General features: G+C 68.3%; 16 protein-coding genes. 5 read left to right on the plus strand and 11 right to left on the minus strand.

Features of this window, described 5'->3' with window-relative positions:
• Positions 1-38: 38 nt before the first annotated feature.
• Positions 39-1445: an APC family permease gene (locus QZM72_RS08820; protein ID WP_089469738.1), complete on the minus strand. Its 1407-nt coding sequence runs from the start codon at positions 1443-1445 to the stop codon at positions 39-41.
• Positions 1446-1577: 132 nt separating this feature from the next.
• Here QZM72_RS08820 and QZM72_RS08825 point away from each other — a divergent pair, with 132 nt between their 5' ends.
• Entirely contained in the window at positions 1578-2381 is an 804-nt protein-coding gene (locus QZM72_RS08825; RefSeq protein WP_301737852.1) for a helix-turn-helix transcriptional regulator, read from the plus strand.
• Positions 2382-2476: 95 nt separating this feature from the next.
• On the opposite strand, the gene QZM72_RS08830 is transcribed toward QZM72_RS08825, so the two are convergent.
• Complete coding sequence (locus QZM72_RS08830; RefSeq protein ID WP_089469736.1) at positions 2477-2854, minus strand: nuclear transport factor 2 family protein; 378 nt, start codon at positions 2852-2854, stop codon at positions 2477-2479.
• Between the two features lie 404 nt (positions 2855-3258).
• Here QZM72_RS08830 and QZM72_RS08835 point away from each other — a divergent pair, with 404 nt between their 5' ends.
• Positions 3259-3633, plus strand: coding sequence for a hypothetical protein (locus QZM72_RS08835; protein ID WP_050010995.1), 375 nt, complete (start codon positions 3259-3261; stop codon positions 3631-3633).
• A 129-nt stretch (positions 3634-3762) separates the two neighbouring features.
• Here the strand turns inward: QZM72_RS08835 and QZM72_RS08840 are convergent, their stop codons facing one another.
• On the minus strand, positions 3763-5280 hold the full coding sequence (locus QZM72_RS08840; RefSeq protein WP_301737853.1) for a CoA-acylating methylmalonate-semialdehyde dehydrogenase: 1518 nt from the start codon (positions 5278-5280) through the stop codon (positions 3763-3765).
• Positions 5281-5329: 49 nt separating this feature from the next.
• Entirely contained in the window at positions 5330-6685 is a 1356-nt protein-coding gene (locus tag QZM72_RS08845) for an aspartate aminotransferase family protein (RefSeq protein WP_301737854.1), read from the minus strand.
• Between the two features lie 105 nt (positions 6686-6790).
• Here QZM72_RS08845 and QZM72_RS08850 point away from each other — a divergent pair, with 105 nt between their 5' ends.
• Positions 6791-7741: a LysR family transcriptional regulator gene (locus QZM72_RS08850; protein ID WP_301737855.1), complete on the plus strand. Its 951-nt coding sequence runs from the start codon at positions 6791-6793 to the stop codon at positions 7739-7741.
• Positions 7742-7772: 31 nt separating this feature from the next.
• On the opposite strand, the gene QZM72_RS08855 is transcribed toward QZM72_RS08850, so the two are convergent.
• The 3 genes from QZM72_RS08855 to QZM72_RS08865 are packed head-to-tail and all read right to left on the minus strand — an operon-like array spanning position 7773 to position 9854.
• Positions 7773-9014, minus strand: a complete 1242-nt coding sequence (locus QZM72_RS08855; RefSeq protein ID WP_301737856.1) for an MFS transporter — start codon at positions 9012-9014, stop codon at positions 7773-7775.
• Positions 9011-9346 carry a hypothetical protein gene (locus QZM72_RS08860; protein ID WP_089469732.1) on the minus strand — a complete coding sequence of 112 codons (336 nt, stop codon included), beginning with the start codon at positions 9344-9346 and terminating at the stop codon, positions 9011-9013. Before QZM72_RS08860 ends, QZM72_RS08855 begins: the two co-directional genes overlap by 4 nt.
• Positions 9347-9383: 37 nt before the next feature.
• Positions 9384-9854 (minus strand): MarR family winged helix-turn-helix transcriptional regulator, encoded by a 471-nt coding sequence (locus QZM72_RS08865; RefSeq protein WP_089469731.1) that lies wholly within the window; start codon positions 9852-9854, stop codon positions 9384-9386.
• 170 nt (positions 9855-10024) lie between these two features.
• Here QZM72_RS08865 and QZM72_RS08870 point away from each other — a divergent pair, with 170 nt between their 5' ends.
• Positions 10025-10516 carry a 2,4'-dihydroxyacetophenone dioxygenase family protein gene (locus QZM72_RS08870; protein ID WP_089469730.1) on the plus strand — a complete coding sequence of 164 codons (492 nt, stop codon included), beginning with the start codon at positions 10025-10027 and terminating at the stop codon, positions 10514-10516.
• 106 nt (positions 10517-10622) lie between these two features.
• Here QZM72_RS08870 and QZM72_RS08875 read toward each other — a convergent pair whose 3' ends face one another.
• On the minus strand, positions 10623-11345 hold the full coding sequence (locus QZM72_RS08875; RefSeq protein ID WP_089469729.1) for an epoxide hydrolase family protein: 723 nt from the start codon (positions 11343-11345) through the stop codon (positions 10623-10625).
• Between the two features lie 75 nt (positions 11346-11420).
• On the minus strand, positions 11421-12380 hold the full coding sequence (locus tag QZM72_RS08880; protein WP_301737857.1) for a GlxA family transcriptional regulator: 960 nt from the start codon (positions 12378-12380) through the stop codon (positions 11421-11423).
• 132 nt (positions 12381-12512) lie between these two features.
• On the opposite strand from QZM72_RS08880, the gene QZM72_RS08885 reads away from it, so the two are divergent.
• A complete protein-coding gene (locus QZM72_RS08885) occupies positions 12513-13313 on the plus strand; it encodes an SDR family oxidoreductase (RefSeq protein ID WP_301737858.1) in 801 nt (266 codons plus the stop codon).
• Positions 13314-13432: 119 nt separating this feature from the next.
• Here QZM72_RS08885 and QZM72_RS08890 read toward each other — a convergent pair whose 3' ends face one another.
• Together QZM72_RS08890 and QZM72_RS08895 are read right to left on the minus strand one after the other, a co-directional pair.
• Positions 13433-14782 (minus strand): MFS transporter, encoded by a 1350-nt coding sequence (locus tag QZM72_RS08890; protein ID WP_089469727.1) that lies wholly within the window; start codon positions 14780-14782, stop codon positions 13433-13435.
• A gap of 94 nt (positions 14783-14876) precedes the next feature.
• Positions 14877-16229, minus strand: coding sequence for an MFS transporter (locus QZM72_RS08895; RefSeq protein WP_089469726.1), 1353 nt, complete (start codon positions 16227-16229; stop codon positions 14877-14879).
• Positions 16230-16357: the final 128 nt, after the last annotated feature.

Below are 16357 nucleotides of genomic sequence, written 5' to 3' on the forward strand. Positions count from 1 at the left end.
ATTCGGTGTAGCGGTGATACAGGGTGTCGACCCGATGCTCAGAGCGCGCGGAATGCCGCGCTGTGGCGCGCCCACGCTGCGTACATCACGAGCGCCGCGACCAGCAGCCCGGCGATGATGATCAGGTCGGTCGGCTTCGTCGCCGTCGCGAGCGTCGTGTAGAGCGTGTATGCGGCGCCCGCCACAGCGACCAGCGGCGTCAGGGGCCACAGCGGCATCCGGTAATGATGCTCGACGTCGCGGCGCACGAACCGGCTCGCAAGCGCGGCCAGCCCGACGACGAGGTAGATCAGCAGCAACAGGTCGACCGTGAACGCGGTCAGCTCGTCGAGGCTCGACACGAACACGAGCCCGGCCGACGGGATCGCGAGCGCGATCGTCGCGAGCCACGGCGATTCGAGGCGCGGATGAATCGTCGAGAACGCGCGGTTGCAGGTGCGCGACCAGAGCGCATGCCGGCCGCTGCTGTACAGCAGGCGGCCCATCGCGATCACGATCGCGATGATCGCGTTGAACACCGACAGGAAGATCCCGCCGCTGATCACGCGCGACACGGCCGGATTGCTCAGCGAACGCACGACATAGCCGATCGGATCGGCGCTCTTCGTCAGTTCCGTCAGCGACGGCGCGCCGAGCACGATCGCGGTGAGCGGCACCAGCTCGACGACGAGAATCACGAGCAGCGAATAGATCACCGCCTTCGCGACGTTGCGGTTGCCGCCGCGCAGGTCTTCCGCGAGATAGGCCGCCGAGCCGAAGCCGTTGTAGCAGAAGATCGCGGTGCCGATCGCGGGCACGATGGCCGCGAGCGTGGCCGGCACGAGCGCATTGCCGCTCGCGACGACCGGTGCGATCAGCACTTCGGCGCCGCGATGCGGCGACCCGAAGCCGAGCCCGGCGATCAGCATCAGCACGCCGATTTCGACGACCAGGAACGCGCCGGTGATCCACGCATTCGTCTTGATGTTCAGCATGCCGAGCAGATAGCTGAGCAGCACGATCGTCAGCGCGACCGACTGGTTGCCGAAGTGCGTGCCGAGTGCGCTGTTCAGGTACGGCGCGGCGCCGCTGGCGAGCACCGCCGGGATGAAGACGCTGACGGACAGCACCGTGATGAAGGTCAGGTAGCCGGGCAGCGTGCCGAACACGCGCTTGGCCATCACGTATTCGCCGCCCGCGCTGCGGTGCGCGGCGCTGAGTTCCGCATAGCAGAGCGCGAACGCCAGCGCGAGCACGCCGCCGAGCACGAACGACAGCACGGCGCCGCTGCCGGCCTGCTGGATCGCGAACGGCGCGATCACGAAGATCGAGCTGGCCGGGGTCACGCCCGATACGGTGATCATCACTGCGTCGCGCACGCTGAGCGTCTGCGACAGCGCGCGCGGCGCGTCTTCCGTTGCAGGCGCCGCTTGCAGCGTGCCCGTCGATTCCGACATCATCGCCATTTCGTGCTCCTTCGTTCCTTTGCCGCCTTTTTTTGAACACCCATACTCGGGCCCGATTGATTGCGTGGCAGTCTAGGAAGCCAATTTCAGGACCGCTATTCCCCCTTCGTGTTACGCCCTTCCGGTGGTGGTATGGATCGTCTCTTTTCCGAAATCGCGATGCATCAGGCGCTCGGCCGCGCGATCGACCATCTCGGCCAGCCGCGCTTCTGGCGGTTCCTCGTGCTGCTGCTCAATGAAATGACGCCGTTCGACAACGCGCTCGCGACCGCGATCGGCCGCGACGGCGTGCCGCTCGTGCTCGACGAATACGACACGGGCGGCACCGACTCCGCGTCGCCGGTGCCGCTTTACCTGAACGGGTTATATCTGCTCGATCCGTTCCTGCAGGCCGCGCACGACGGGCTCGCCGACGGCTGCTACCGGCTCGAGGAAGTCGCGCCCGACCTGTTCCGGCAGAGCGAGTATTTCCAGAGCTACTTCCGCGATGCGGTCGGCGACGACGAGATCCAGATCCTCGTGCGGCCGAATGCCGACACGCTGCTGTCGCTGTCGCTCGGTGCGGCGACGCGCTTCGACGTCGAGCCGCTCGGCAAGCTGACGGCCGCGATGCCGTGGGTGCTCGCGGTCATCCGGCAGCATTGGCGGCTGGTGGGCGATGCCGCGCGCGCCGCGCCCGACGCGGACCTCGGCGCGCGCGTCGAGCAGGCGCTCGCGCGCTTCGGCGCGGGTGTGCTGACCGATCGCGAGATGGCGATCGCAAGAATGGTGCTGCGCGGCAATTCGTCCAAGGCAATTGCCGAACGGCTGGCGATCTCGCCCGAAACGGTGAAGGTGCATCGGCGGCACCTGTACGCGAAGCTCGGGATTTCTTCACAGCCCGAGCTGTTTTCGCGGTTCATTCAGGCGCTGGGCGAAAACGACGCAGCCGGTTGAGCGGCGCGTGCGCCGTCGGCCGGCGACGCGCCGGCAGGCGGCCCTGCGCGGGCGGGGCGACGGCGAAACGTCGGCTTCGCACCGCGCGCTTGCATTCACCTGCCCGATTCGACGAACCCGCCATCCGGCGCCGGATGCGGCACGTACCAGCCGAAATACACTTCGGCCTCGACGAGCCGGCCATCGCGCACGCGCAACCGTTCGGCGTTGCGGAACCGCCTGCCGGCGGTCGTCACGGCTTCGTACACGACGAACACGTATTCGCCGTGCACGGCGACGTCGACGAATTCGAAACCGGCGAGCATCGCGCTGTTCGGCCAGCAGCGTGCGAGATACGCATCGCGATCGAGCCGGTTGTCGAGCGGGCTCGTGAAATGGAAATCCGGCGCGATCAGCGCTTCGATCGCGTCGCGGTCCTTGTCGACATACGCGCGATAGCTGGCGCGCGCGACATCGCCTGGATCCTGAAGCATCGTCGTCCCCTCCCGGAAGGATCGGCGCGAGCCGGGCTCGCGCTGACGACGATATTCCGGCGGAATGCGCGCGATGTCATCCACGCAAACCCGTATCCGGGTCGTTGCCGCCGCAATGCACGCGCGGCTGGGGCTCGGGGACGGATGCCGAATACCCGGGCACGACGACGATCGTCGCGCCGTGGCGCACTGCGTGCGCGCCGCCGATATGCCCCCCGATCTTCTCGCAGCACCGCCAAAAACCGCCTATCGTGAATAAGGCGCTCCGTTTGCCGCCTTTCGCCCCGACGTCGCTCGCGGGGGGCGGCGACGGCGCCGTGCTCCGGCACCATTCATCGCGATTCCGGCGCACGCTCGCCCGTGCACGCAATCGCGGCCGCCCACCGGATTATCAGGAGGCACTCATGAAAGCCGCGCTGCTCGTCAGCTCCGCCCTGCTCGCCATTGCGTCAGCTTCGGCCACGGCCCAGGGTTCCATCACGAAGGAAGAAAACGGCGCACTCGTCGCCGCAAACGGGATGACCGTCTACTCGTTCGACAAGGACAAGCCCAACGCCGGCACCAGCGCCTGTTCAGGCCCATGCGAGACCCTCTGGCCGCCGTACAAGGCCAGCGCGACCGACGTACCGGTCGGCCCCTACACGATCGTCAAGCGCGACGACGGCAGCCCGCAATGGGCGTACAAGGGCAAGCCGCTGTACTTCTACTCGAAGGACATGAAACAGGGCGAACGCAACGGCGACAACTTCAAGAACGTGTGGCACGTGGTCGCGCCTTGAACCTGCTTTCGACGCGTTCCGCGCGTTTCGCCGGGACGTAAAAAAGCCCGCCTCCGATCGTCGATCGGAGCGGGCCTCGGCGGCGCCTTCTTACGTCGCGCCGGCTGCATGCTGCCGGCGCGCGTCGACTCAGCGGTTCGACGGGAAGCTGAACACCGTCCCTTCGCGCACGCCGGCCGACGGCCAGCGCTGCGTGATCGTCTTGCGCTTCGTGTAGAACCGCACCGCATCCGGGCCGTACGCGTGCAGATCGCCGAACAGCGAACGCTTCCAGCCGCCGAACGAGTGATACGCGACCGGCACCGGCAGCGGCACGTTGATGCCGACCATGCCGATCTGGATGTTGTCGCTGAAGTAGCGCGCCGCCTCGCCGTCGCGCGTGAACAGGCACGTGCCGTTGCCGTATTCGTGCGCGTCGATCAGCGCCATCGCATCGTCGAGCGACTTCATGCGGATCACGCCGAGCACCGGCCCGAAGATCTCGTGCTGATAGATCGGCATGCCGGGTTTCACGTTGTCGAACAGGCACGGGCCGAGGTAATAGCCGCCGTCGTGGCCGTCGACCTTCACGCCGCGACCGTCGACGACGAGCGTCGCGCCCGCGGCCACGCCCGCTTCGACGAAACCCGTCACCTTCTCGAAATGCTGCTGCGTGACGAGCGGGCCCATGTCGATGCCCGCGCCGTTGCCCGGGCCGACCTTCATCTTCTCGATCTCGGCTTTCAGCCCCGCGACGACCTGGTCGCCCGTGTCGTCGCCGATCGCGACGACGAGCGGAATCGCCATGCAGCGCTCGCCGCACGAGCCGTACGCGGCGCCCATCAGCGCGTTCACCGCGTTGGGGATGTCGGCGTCCGGCATCACGACCGCGAAGTTCTTCGCGCCGCCGAGCGCCTGCACGCGCTTGCCGTGCGCGCAGCCGGTCGAATAGATGGTTTCGGCGATCGGCGTCGAGCCGACGAAGCTCACAGCCTTCACGCGCGGATCGGTCAGGATCGTGTCGACCGCTTCCTTGTCGCCGTTCACGACGTTCAGCACACCCGGCGGCAGGCCGGCTTCGAGCGCGAGCTCGGCCATGCGCAGCGTCGACGACGGCGTGCGCTCCGACGGCTTCAGCACGAACGTGTTGCCGCACGCGACGGCCATCGGCCACATCCACAGCGGCACCATCACCGGGAAGTTGAACGGCGTGATGCCGGCGGCCACGCCGAGCGCCTGGAACTCGCTCCACGAATCGATCGCGGGGCCGACGTTCTTGCTGTGCTCGCCCTTCAGCAGTTCGGGCACGTAGGACGCGTATTCGACGTTCTCGATCCCGCGCTGCAGTTCACCCATCGCGTCGGCGAGCACCTTGCCGTGCTCGGCGGTGATCAGCGCGCACAGTTCTTCCGCGTGCTCCTCGAGCAGCGTCTTGAAGCGGCTCATCACGCGGGCGCGCTTCAGCGGCGGCGTGTTGCGCCAGGCCGGGAACGCGGCCTGCGCGGATGCGATCGCCGCTTCGACGGTCAGCTTGTCGGCGAGCGCGACGCTCTTGTGCGATTCGCCGGTGGCCGGGTCGAACACCGGTTGGACCCGGCTGCCGCCGTCGACGCGCTTGCCGTCGATCAGGTGGCCGACGGTGGAAGTCACATTGCTGTCGTGTTTCATCGTTCAGGCTCGTTCGTGAATTCGGTTGTCGCTTCGAGCGCGCACGGGCTCAGTCCACTTCGTTCAGTGCGTCGGACAGCGCGTTGACGAGGTTGTCGATCTCGCGCTTCTCGGCGATGAACGGCGGCGCGAGCTGGATCGTGTCGCCGCCGTAGCGCACGTAGAAACCCTTCGCCCAGCAGCGCATCGCGATCTCGTACGGGCGCCGCGCCGGCTCGCCCGGCAGCGCGGCGATTGTCAGGCCGGCGGCCAGCCCGTAGTTGCGGATGTCCGCGATGTGGCGCTGGCCCTTCAGCCCGTGCACGGCCGCCTCGAAATGCGGCGCGAGATCGCGCACGCGGGCCACCGCATCTTCCTTCACCAGCAAGTCGAGCGCCGCGACGCCGGCCGCGCATGCAACCGGGTGCGCCGAATACGTGTAGCCGTGCGGAAACTCGAGCATGTACTCGGGGCCGCCCGCGGCCATGAACGTATCGTAGATTTCCTTCGTCGCGATCACGCCGCCGAGCGGCTGCACGCCGTTCGTCACCTGTTTCGCGAAGTTCATGATGTCCGGCACCACGCCGAAGGCGTCGGCGCCCGTCATCGCGCCGGCCCGGCCGAAGCCCGTGATGACCTCGTCGAAGATCAGCAGGATGTCGTGCGCGGTACAGATGTCGCGCAGGCGCTTCAGATAGCCCTTCGGCGGCACGACCACGCCCGCCGAACCGGAGAACGGCTCGACGATCACGGCCGCGATGTTCGACGCGTCGTGCAGCGCGATCAGCTCGAGCAGGCGGTCGGCCAGTTCCGCGCCGTGTTCGGGCATCCCGCGCGAGAACTTGTTCTCGGCCAGTTGCGTATGCGGCAGGAAATCGGCGTCGAGGCCCTGGCCGAACAGCTTGCGGTTCGGCCCGATCCCGCCGACCGAGATACCGCCGAAGTTCACGCCGTGGTAACCCTTCTCGCGGCCGATCAGGCGCGTCTTCGTGCCCTTGCCCTTCGCGCGCCAGTACGCGCGGGCCAGCTTCAGCGACGTGTCGGCCGCTTCCGAGCCCGAGCCCGTGAAGAACACGTAGTCGAGGCCGGCCGGCGTCAGTTCCTTGATCTTGTTGGCCAGCTCGAACGATTTCGGGTGGCCGAACTGGAAGGCCGGCGCGTAGTCGAGCTGCGCGACCTGGCGGCTCACCGCCTCGACGATTTCCGTGCGGCCGTGACCGAGTCCCGTGCACCAGAGGCCCGACAGGCCGTCGAAGATCTTGCGGCCTTCGCCATCGGTGTAATACGCGCCCTTGCCGGACACGATCAGGCGCGGATCGGCCTTGAACTGGCGATTGGCCGTGAACGGCATCCAGTGCGCGTCGAGCCATGCGGCATCGGTGCGGAGGTTCGTGTCGTCGTGCTGGGCGGTGGTGATGTCGGTCATGTCGGTCGGCGCGGCGCGCCCCTCCTTCTCGTATTGATATTGCGCATTGTCGGGACGCCAATTAGTCTTTTGAATATCGCAATATCAATGTTCACTTGCGCAACTATGCAAGCAAAGAAACCGAAGAGCCGCGCGCTGCTCGGGCAGCTCAGCGACATGGATCTCCGCCTGCTGCGGGTCTTCAAGGGCGTCGTGCAGTGCGGCGGGATGGCGGCGGCCGAACTGGAACTGAATATCGGCATCTCGACGATCAGCCGGCACGTGAAGGATCTGGAAACGCGGCTCGGCCTCGTGCTGTGCCGGCGCGGCCGTGCGGGCTTCACGCTGACGCCCGAGGGGCAGACGGTCTACGAGGAAACGCTGCGGCTGCTCGCGTCGATGGAAGCGTTTCGCAGCCGGATCGACGGCATTCACGACAAGATGGGCGGAGAACTGCACATCGCGGTGTTCGACAAGACGGCGACCAACCCGCGTGCGCGCCTGGGCGACGCGATCCGCCAGTTCGCGGACGAAGCGCCCGACGTCGCGCTGAACCTGCACGTCGCGTCGATCAACGAGGTCGAGCGCGGCGTCATCGACGGCAGCTACCACGTCGGGATCATTCCCGCGCACCGCAACTCGGGCAGCCTCGTGTATTCGGCGCTGTTCGACGAACGGATGCTGCTCTACTGCGGCCGCCAGCATCCGCTCTTCGACGCGCCGCACGGCAAGCTCACGTGGACGACGATCCGCCACCACGCATTCGCGGGGCTCGGCTTCCATTCCCCGAACATGGAGCTGAGCCACCGCGCGAAGCTCACGCGCAGCGCGACCGCGTCGGACCAGGAGTCGATCGCGACGCTGATCCTGTCGGGCCGTTATCTCGGCTTCCTGCCCGATCACTACGCGGAGAGTTTCGAGAACAAGGGGCTGATGCAGCCGATCGCGCCGCACCGGTTCAATTACCAGTGCCGGTTCGTGAGCCTGCTGCGGCGCTCGCCGCGGCCGTCGCGGGCGGCGCTGCTGTTCCAGTCGTGCCTCGAAGCCGCGCATGCGGCGGTGTTGCCGGCGGCTTAGCCGGCGGCTTCGGTTTCGGTTTCGGTTTCGTTCAGGCCCCGTCGTCGGCCGCGCGCGGCCGCGCCCGCCCGCGCGTGACGAAATGGGTCGCGACGAGCGCCGCGGCAAACCCGGACGCCGCGCCGACGCCGAGCGCCCAGCGCGGGCCGAGATGGTTCGCGACCCAGCCGGCCACCGGCGCGCCGATCGGCGTGCCGCCCAGCGCGACCGCGAGGCGCAGCGCCATCACGCGGCCGCGCATCGCCGGCTCGGTGGAGAGCTGCATCAGGCTGTTCGTGGAATTCATGAAGGTGATCGCGGCGATGCCGGTCAGCACCAGCGCGGCGGCGAACGACCAGTAGCCGGGCGCCAGCGCCGCGAACGTGCAGCCGAGCCCGAACAGCGCCGCGCCGATCCACAGATGACGGAACCGCGGCTGCTCGCGGCGCGCGGCGAGCAGCGCGCCCGAGATCGTGCCGACCGCCATCATCGACGACAGGAAGCCGAACCCGCGCGCATCGACGTGAAACACGCTGGCGGCCAGCGTCGAAATGAACAACTGGAAATTGAGCCCGAACGTGCCGATCAGGAACAGCATCACGAGGATCGCGGTCAGGTCCGGGCGGCGCCACACGTAGCGGAACCCGTCGAGCAGGCTGCCGCGCGAGCGGCCGGCCCGTACGTTCGCGCGCAACTCGTCTTCCCGAAGCCGCGACAGCGACGCCAGCACCGCGAAGAAGCTGAGCCCGTTCGCGAGAAACGCCCAGCCGGTGCCGACCGATGCGATCAGGAAGCCGGCCGCCGCCGGGCCGACCATTCGCGCGGCGTTGAACGACGTCGAATTGAGCGCGACCGCGTTCGCAAGCTCGCGGTCGCCGACGAGTTCCGCGACGAAGGTCTGCCGCACCGGCGCGTCGAACGCCGACGCGCAGCCGAACAGGAATGCGAACACATACACGTGCTCGAGCCGCACGGCGCCGGTGACCGTCAGCACGCCGAGCACGAGCGCCAGCGCACCCATCAGCGCCTGCGTGGCCATCAGCAGCTTGCGCTGGTCGAAGCGGTCGGCCGCGTAGCCGGTCCACGGCAACAGCAGTAATTGCGGGCCGAACTGCAGTGCCATCACCGTGCCGACCGCCGATGCGTCGTGATGCGTGAGCTGCGTAAGGACGAGCCAGTCCTGCGCGGTGCGCTGGATCCACGTGCCGATGTTCGACACGAGCGACCCGATCGCCCACACGCGATAGTTGAAGCTGCGAAGCGAGCGGAACACGCCCGCGGCCGGCACGCTCATCGCCGCTCCCGGTCGGGCGCGTTGCCGCCGTGCAGTTCGCCGAAATGCCGCGCGAGGAACAGCCCCAGAACGAGGATGCCGAGGCCGAACGCCGCCGCGTCGGCCGTGATCTTCAGGTCGAAATCGCCGATCCGGCGCACGAGTGCATAAGCGACGACGAGGTTCACGACGCCCCACACCACGTTCACGGTGGACGACGACAGCCCGCGCCCGGGCGGATTCGCGAACGGCGTCTGGAACGGCTCGCCGCGCAGGCCGCTGACGAGATGCGGCACGGCGTTCGCGAGAAACGCGCCGCAGAAGAAGTACGACACGAGATGCAGGAAGTTCATGGGCGGGCCATCCTTTCGGCGAGCGGGTCGATACGGTTTACGGACGTGCCGGGTCCTGGAATTCGGCGAGCCGCTGCAACAGCTTCACGGCCGCCGCGAGCTCGGCCTGTTCCGCCGCCGACAGTTGCGCGTGCAGCGCACGGAACAGCCAGTCGTCCTTGGCCGCGCGGTTCGCTTGCAGCACCTTGCGGAAACCAGGCGTGAGCGCGATCAGCGTCTGCCGGCCGTCGGTCGGATCGGGCGCGCCGGCGACCGCGCCCAGCGCCTCCAGCGTCGCGACCGTCACGCGCATCGACTGCGGACGCACGCTTTCGGCACGCGCGAGCGCCGACACGGTTGCCGGGCCGTCGCGATCGAGCCGCAGCAACACCGATTTCTGCGAGGACGTGAGGTCGTTCGGATGGGCCTGCTCCCGCATTCGCCGCATCAGCTTGCCGACCGAGATGCGGAGTTCGCCGGCGAGGCCGGCCAGCGGGAGCGTGTCAGGGGGAGACAAGGGGGAATTCATGAATTCAAGATAGCACATCGACAGTAAAACTGTACAGTTTTACTGTATATTTCATCGCGTAAGGATCGGAGCACCCGCACCCGCTTTCGCCGCGATGCCGCCGCCGTCCGGCCGCTCGAGCCGGCTCTGCGATAATGCGGGCTTCTCCCGTTTCCGCGCCGCCTTCCGCCATGACGCAGCCGTCCGCCCCGTTCTCCACCGACCTGCCGCCGATCTCGTGCCTGCCCGGCGACGCGCTGCCGTGGCTGCCGATGAGCGCCGACCTGCCGGGGCTCGCGATCAAGTACCTGCACATCAACGCGGCCGAGGACACGCTCACCGCGCTGCTGAAGATGCCGGCCGGCGGCACGCTGCCGCGCCATCGGCATGACGGCGAGGTGTTCGTCCATACGCTGCAGGGTGCATGGCGCTACCGCGAATACGACTGGGTCGCGCACGCCGGCTCGACGGTGCTCGAACCGGCCGGCTCGGTGCATACGCCGGAAACGCTCGGCGCGCCGGGGGAAGACGTGATCACGCTGAACGTGATGCGCGGCGACCTCGTGCTGCTCGACGACGACGGCCGCGAAACGGCGCGTGAGAACTGCCGCGTCGCGCTGCTGCGCCAGCGCAAGCATGCGCGTACGGCGCCGGATGCGGCCACGGCGTTCGTTACGCGGTAAGACTCGGGACAGGCGTCGGCGCGGCGCGATCCGCGCGATACGGCCGCACCCGATCGCCAGGATGGCCACCGACGTCCTTCGCCCGCTTCGCCGGCCGCTCCGCGCGTTATCGGAAACGCCTGAAAAACCGCCGAATATCGTCGGCAAGCAAATCCGGTTCTTCCATCGCCGCGAAATGACCGCCGCTCGGCATGTCGGTCCACTGCGCCACGTCGAACACGCGTTCGAGCCAACCGCGCGGCGGACGGCTGATTTCCTTCGGAAAGCGCGCGAACGCGACCGGCACGCCCGCGCCCAGATCGCCGCCCTGCGCGCCAAAGCGTCGGTAGCCAAGGCCGGCCATCAATTCCGCCCAGCAGTCGGCGACCTGAAGCGCCGACGTGCCGGGCGCCGTCGGCGCCGGAGAAAACAGGAAGCCGGGCAGCGACGGCGCGACGATGTCGAATGCGTCGTCCGGATCGCCGCCGAACGCGGCCGGATCGCACAGGCGATCGATCAGCGCGTGGAATTCGAATGCGGAACCGGGCCAGCCGTGCGTGACGACGAGCGGATAGGGTTTCGGGCCGGTGCCGCGCCGATGCACGAAATGCACGCGCCGGCCGTCGACGTCCGCGACGAATTGCGGCAGCCGGTTCAGCGCGCGTTCCGCCGCACGCCAATCGAACCCGTCGGCCCAGTACGCGGCCAGCTCGCGCAGCCACGCACCCTCGACGCCCTGCTGCCACGGCTCGGCAGGCGTCAGGTTCGGCGGGCGGGTGTCGCGCAGGCGTCGACGCAGTTCGTCAAGTGCTTGATCGGGTATCGCAATGTCGAACGGCTCGGCGTGCATCGTGTCTCCTCGCGAAACATGTCGACGAAATTCTGCGCGATTTTTCCGACCCGCGCTGGCGTGCGGCCGCGCGCGTCAGCCCGTTTCCCGCTCATCCGCCCGTGCGTCGCGCCGCAACGCCTGCGGCGGCACGCCGAACCCGCGCACGAACGCGTCGCGCATGTGCCGGCGGTCACGAAAGCCGTTCTCCTTCGCGATCACGTCGAGCGGATGGCGGCTCTGTTCGATCATCAGCCGCGCCGATTCGAGCCGCAGCCGCTCGATCGCCTTCGCCGGCGACTGCCCGGTTTCAAGCGTAAACACGCGGCTGAACTGGCGCGGGCTCAGGTGCACGGCCTCGGCCAGCTCCTCGACGGTCAGCGCGCGGCCGAGATTTTGCCGCGCGTAGTTCAGCGCGTTCTGGATCCGGTCGGATTTCGGCGCAAGCTCGAGCATTTCCGAATGCTGCGACTGGCCGCCGGCGCGGCGCTGATGCATCACCAGCTTGTGCGCGACCGACCGCGCGGCGTCGGCGCCGAGGTCCTTTTCCACCATCGCGAGCGCGAGATCGAGGCCGGCCGTCATTCCGGCCGACGTCCAGATCGGGCCGTCGACGATGAAGATCCGGTCGTCCTCGACGCGAATCTCCGGGTAGTGCCGCTGCATGTCGCGGCCGAACGCCCAGTGCGTGGTCGCGCGACGCTGCGCGAGCAGCCCGGCCTCGGCCAGCACGAACGCGCCCGTGCAGATGCCGGCGATCCGCCGCGCATGCGCATTCGCGCGGCGCAGATAGGCGACGACGCCGGCCGGCGCCGGCGCGGCGAGCGGATCGTTGACGCCCGCGACGATCCACGTGTCGACGCCGAGCCGCCCGCGCAGCGCGCGCGTGGCGACCGGCAGCCCGAGCGACGAGCGCACGTCGCCGCCGTCGACCGAATAGTTGTCCATCGTGTAGAACGGCGCGTCCATGCCCACGTTCGCGTACTCGAACACCGACTGCGCGGCGAGCGCCATGATCTGGAAGCCGTCGCTGATCAGAAAGCCGATTCGGTGCATCTGCGTTCTCCGGTTTCGTGCCGAATGGCCCGATGTCCGGAATCATACCCATCTACGTCATTTGTGTCGCCGCGCTTCGAGCCCAGAATGCCTTCACGCCATCCGGCCATCCTCATCGAAACGGAGCACATCATGACGCAAGCACATCGCGGTACCGCCCTCATCACCGGCGCGTCGTCGGGCATCGGCGCCGTCTACGCCGATCGCCTCGCGCGCCGCGGCTACGACCTGATCCTGGTCGCGCGCAATCGCGACCGGCTGAGCGCCCTCGCCGAGCGCATCACGAACGACACGCAGCGCGGCGTCGAGATCGTCGACGCGGACCTCAACGACCGCGCGGCGCTCGCCGCCGTCGAAGCGAAGCTGAAACAGGACGCGAGCATCACGCTGCTCGTGAACAACGCGGGCATCGGCACGCATGCGCCGCTGCTCGACAGCGACGTCGACGCGATGACGCGGATGATCGACCTGAACGTGACCGCGCTCACGCGGCTGACCTATGCGGCCGTGCCCGGCTTCGTCGCACGCGGCCGCGGCGCGGTGATCAACATTTCGTCGATCGTCGCGATCTCGCCGGAAACGCTGAACGGCGTGTACGGCGGCAGCAAGGCGTTCGTGCTCGCGTTCAGCCAGTCGCTGCATCACGAACTCGCCGACAAGGGCGTGCAGGTGCAGGCCGTGCTGCCCGGCGCGACGGCCACCGATTTCTGGCAGACGGGCGGCCTGCCGCTCGAGCATCTGCCGAAGGAAATCGTGATGACGGCGCCGGACATGGTCGATGCGGCGCTGGTCGGGTTCGATCGCGGCGAACTCGTGACGATCCCGTCGCTGCACGCGGGCGACGAATGGGACGCATACGAGGCCGCGCGCCGCACGATGGCGCCGCACCTGTCGGCCGATACGCCCGCGCCGCGCTACGCGGCCGTGCGCTAGCCGGACGGTATCGGCATCGCGCCCGGGCCAGGCCAGCATCTCGCGTGGCCGTTGCTCACCGAGCGGGGGCCGGCCGGCATCGTCCGGCCCGCCGCGTCGATGCATCCGGCGCAGGTCGATCAACGCGGCGCGTGCGCCGGCTCCCGCGGCGTCGCGCGCACGCCCAGCAGCATCGCCACCGCGCACGCGGCCAGCAATCCGGCGATCATCAGCATCGCCGCATCCATGCTGCCGGTGCGCGTGCGGATCACGCCGACGATCCACGGCGTGATCATCCCGCTCGATACGCCGATGCTGCTGATCAGCGCGATCCCGCCCGCCGCGCCGGCCCCCGCGAAATACGCGGACGGCACGGCCCAGAACACCGGGTGCGCGGCGAAGATCAGCATCGCCGCGATCGACAGCAGCGCCATCATCGCGACGATGCTCGGCAGGTGCAGCGTCAGCAACGCGAGCGCCACCGCGCCGCCGAATGCGCACACGGCGAAATGCCGGCGGCGTTCGCGCTTGCGGTCCGAGCGCCGCGCGATCGCGATCAGCCCGGCCGCGCCGATCGCGTTCGGCACGATCGACAGCAGGCTGATGTGCACGACATCGTGAATGCCGAATTCGCGAATCATCAGCGGCATCCAGAACAGCAGCATCAGCAGCGCGGTCGTCAGCGAGAAATAGATGAACGCGAACAGGTAAGTGCGCGGTTCGGTCAGCACCTGCCGCAGCGAAACAGCCGCGTGCGCGGGCGCATCCGCGCGATCGGCGGCCAGATCGGCCGCGAGCCGCTGCCGGTCGTCGCCGGACAGCCAGCGCGCGTGTTCGGGGCGGTCGCACAGCCAGAACCATGCGATCACGCCGAGCAGGATCGCGGGCGCGCCCTCGATCGCGAACATCCATTGCCAGCCGTGCAGCCCGAGCACGCCGGACATCCCGCGCATCAGCCAGCCCGATAGCAGCCCGCCGATCATCCCGGCCACCGCGACGCCCGCGTAGAAGATCGACAGCACCGACGCGCGACGGCGCGCCGGATACCAGTACGTCAGGTAGAACACCACCCCGGGGAAGAAACCGGCTTCGAACAGCCCGAGCAGGAAGCGCAGCACGTAGAACTGCTTGGCGCTGTCGACGGTGATCATCGCGACCGACACCGCCCCCCACAGGACCATGATCCGCGCGAACGTGCGGCGCGCGCCGAAGCGGCGCAGCAGCGCGTTGCTCGGCACCTCGAACAGCACGTAGCCGACGAAGAACAGCACCGCGCCGAGGCTGTACATCGCGTCGGTCAGGCCGAGATCCTGCCGCATCTGCAACTGCGCGAAGCCGATGTTGCTGCGATCGAGGATCGACACGATGTAACAGACGAACAGGAACGGCACGATGCGCATGCCGATGCGGCGGTAAAGCGCGTCGTTGCCGGACGCGGCGGGGCCGGACGCAGCCGCGTGCGCGGCGTCCGCTTGCAGGGGGATGGACATCGATCGTCTCCTCGATGGATGCGAATACGGGCCGGACGTGAAACGCGACGCCGGTCGCCGCCGCCCGCCGACGGCGACCGGCCGAAATCGACGGTCAACCGCGCCGCGCGGATTCGCCCTTCACGCCCGCCATCAGCGCCACGCCGCTCGCGACCAGCAGCGCGGCCAGCAGATACACGGCGAGATCCATGCTGCCCGTGCGCGTGCGGATCATCCCGATCACCCACGGGCTGACGATGCCGCTCGTGATCCCGATGCTGCTGATCAACGCGATCCCGGCCGCGGCCGCGTGGCCGGACAGGTAGCGGGTCGGCACGGCCCAGAAGATCGGCAGCGCGGCGAAGATCAGCGTCGCCGCGATCGACAGGCATGCAAGCATCGCCGCGAAGCTGTGCAGGTGCAGCGTCAGCGCCGCGAGCGCGAGGCCGCCGCCGATCGTGCAGCACGCGAAGTGCTTGCGGCGCTCGCCGGTGCGATCCGAGCGGCGCGCGATCAGCACCAGCCCCACCGCGCCCACCGCATTCGGCACGACCGTGTAGAGGCTCACGGCGACGACGTCGGTCACGCCGAAGTCGCGGATCATCAGCGGCATCCAGAAATTGAGCGTCAGCGATGCGCAGGTCAGCGAGAAATAGATGAACGCGAACAGGTACACGCGCGGGTTCGCGAGCGCGGCCATCACGCTGCGTCCGTCGTGCGCGTTGCCGTGTGCGCGGCCTTCGGCGCACAGCGCGGCGACGCGGGCCTTTTCGTCGGACGTGAGCCACGTCGCGTCCTGTGGCCGGTCGACGAGGAACGTGAACGCGGCGAACGCGAGCAGGATCGCCGGCGCGCCTTCGATCGCGAACATCCACTGCCAGCCGTGCAGCCCGAGCACGCCGCTCATGTCGCGCATGATCCAGCCGGACATCAGGCCGCCGAGCACGCCGGCCACCGCGACGCCCGCGAAGAACACGGAGATCGCCGCCGCACGCCGGTTCGTGGGGAACCAGTAGGTCAGGTACAGCACGATGCCGGGGAAGAAGCCGGCCTCGAACACGCCGAGCAGGAAGCGCAGCACGTAGAAATGCGACGGCTGCGACACGAACATCATCCCGGTCGACGCGAGGCCCCACAGCAGCATGATCCGCGTGAACGTGCGACGCGCGCCGAACCGCGCGAGCAGCATGTTGCTCGGCACTTCGCAAAACACGTAGCCGACGTAGAACACCGCGGCGCCGAGGCCGTACATCGCATCGCTGAAGCCGAGATCGTGCTTCATCTGCAACTGCGCGAAGCCGATGTTGATGCGGTCGAGGAACGACACGACGTAGCAGAGGAACAGGAACGGGACGATCCGCCACGCGATCTTGCGGAACAGCAGCGCGTCGTCGAGTGCGGATGCGGAAGCCGGCGCCGACGCGCTCGCGTGCGCGAGCGTCGCTTCGGCGGGAAGCGATTGAGGCATGTCTCTCTCCAAACGGGCCGCGCGATATCGAGCGCGCGGCAGTCTCCGAGGGCGTGCATGCGCCCTGCTTTCTTGTGAGACCGGATACGGATGCCGGCGCCGCGGCGCGATGCCGCCGCGGATGCCGC

The organism is Burkholderia sp. AU45388 (assembly GCF_030481585.1).
Classification (GTDB): Bacteria; Pseudomonadota; Gammaproteobacteria; order Burkholderiales; family Burkholderiaceae; genus Burkholderia; species Burkholderia sola.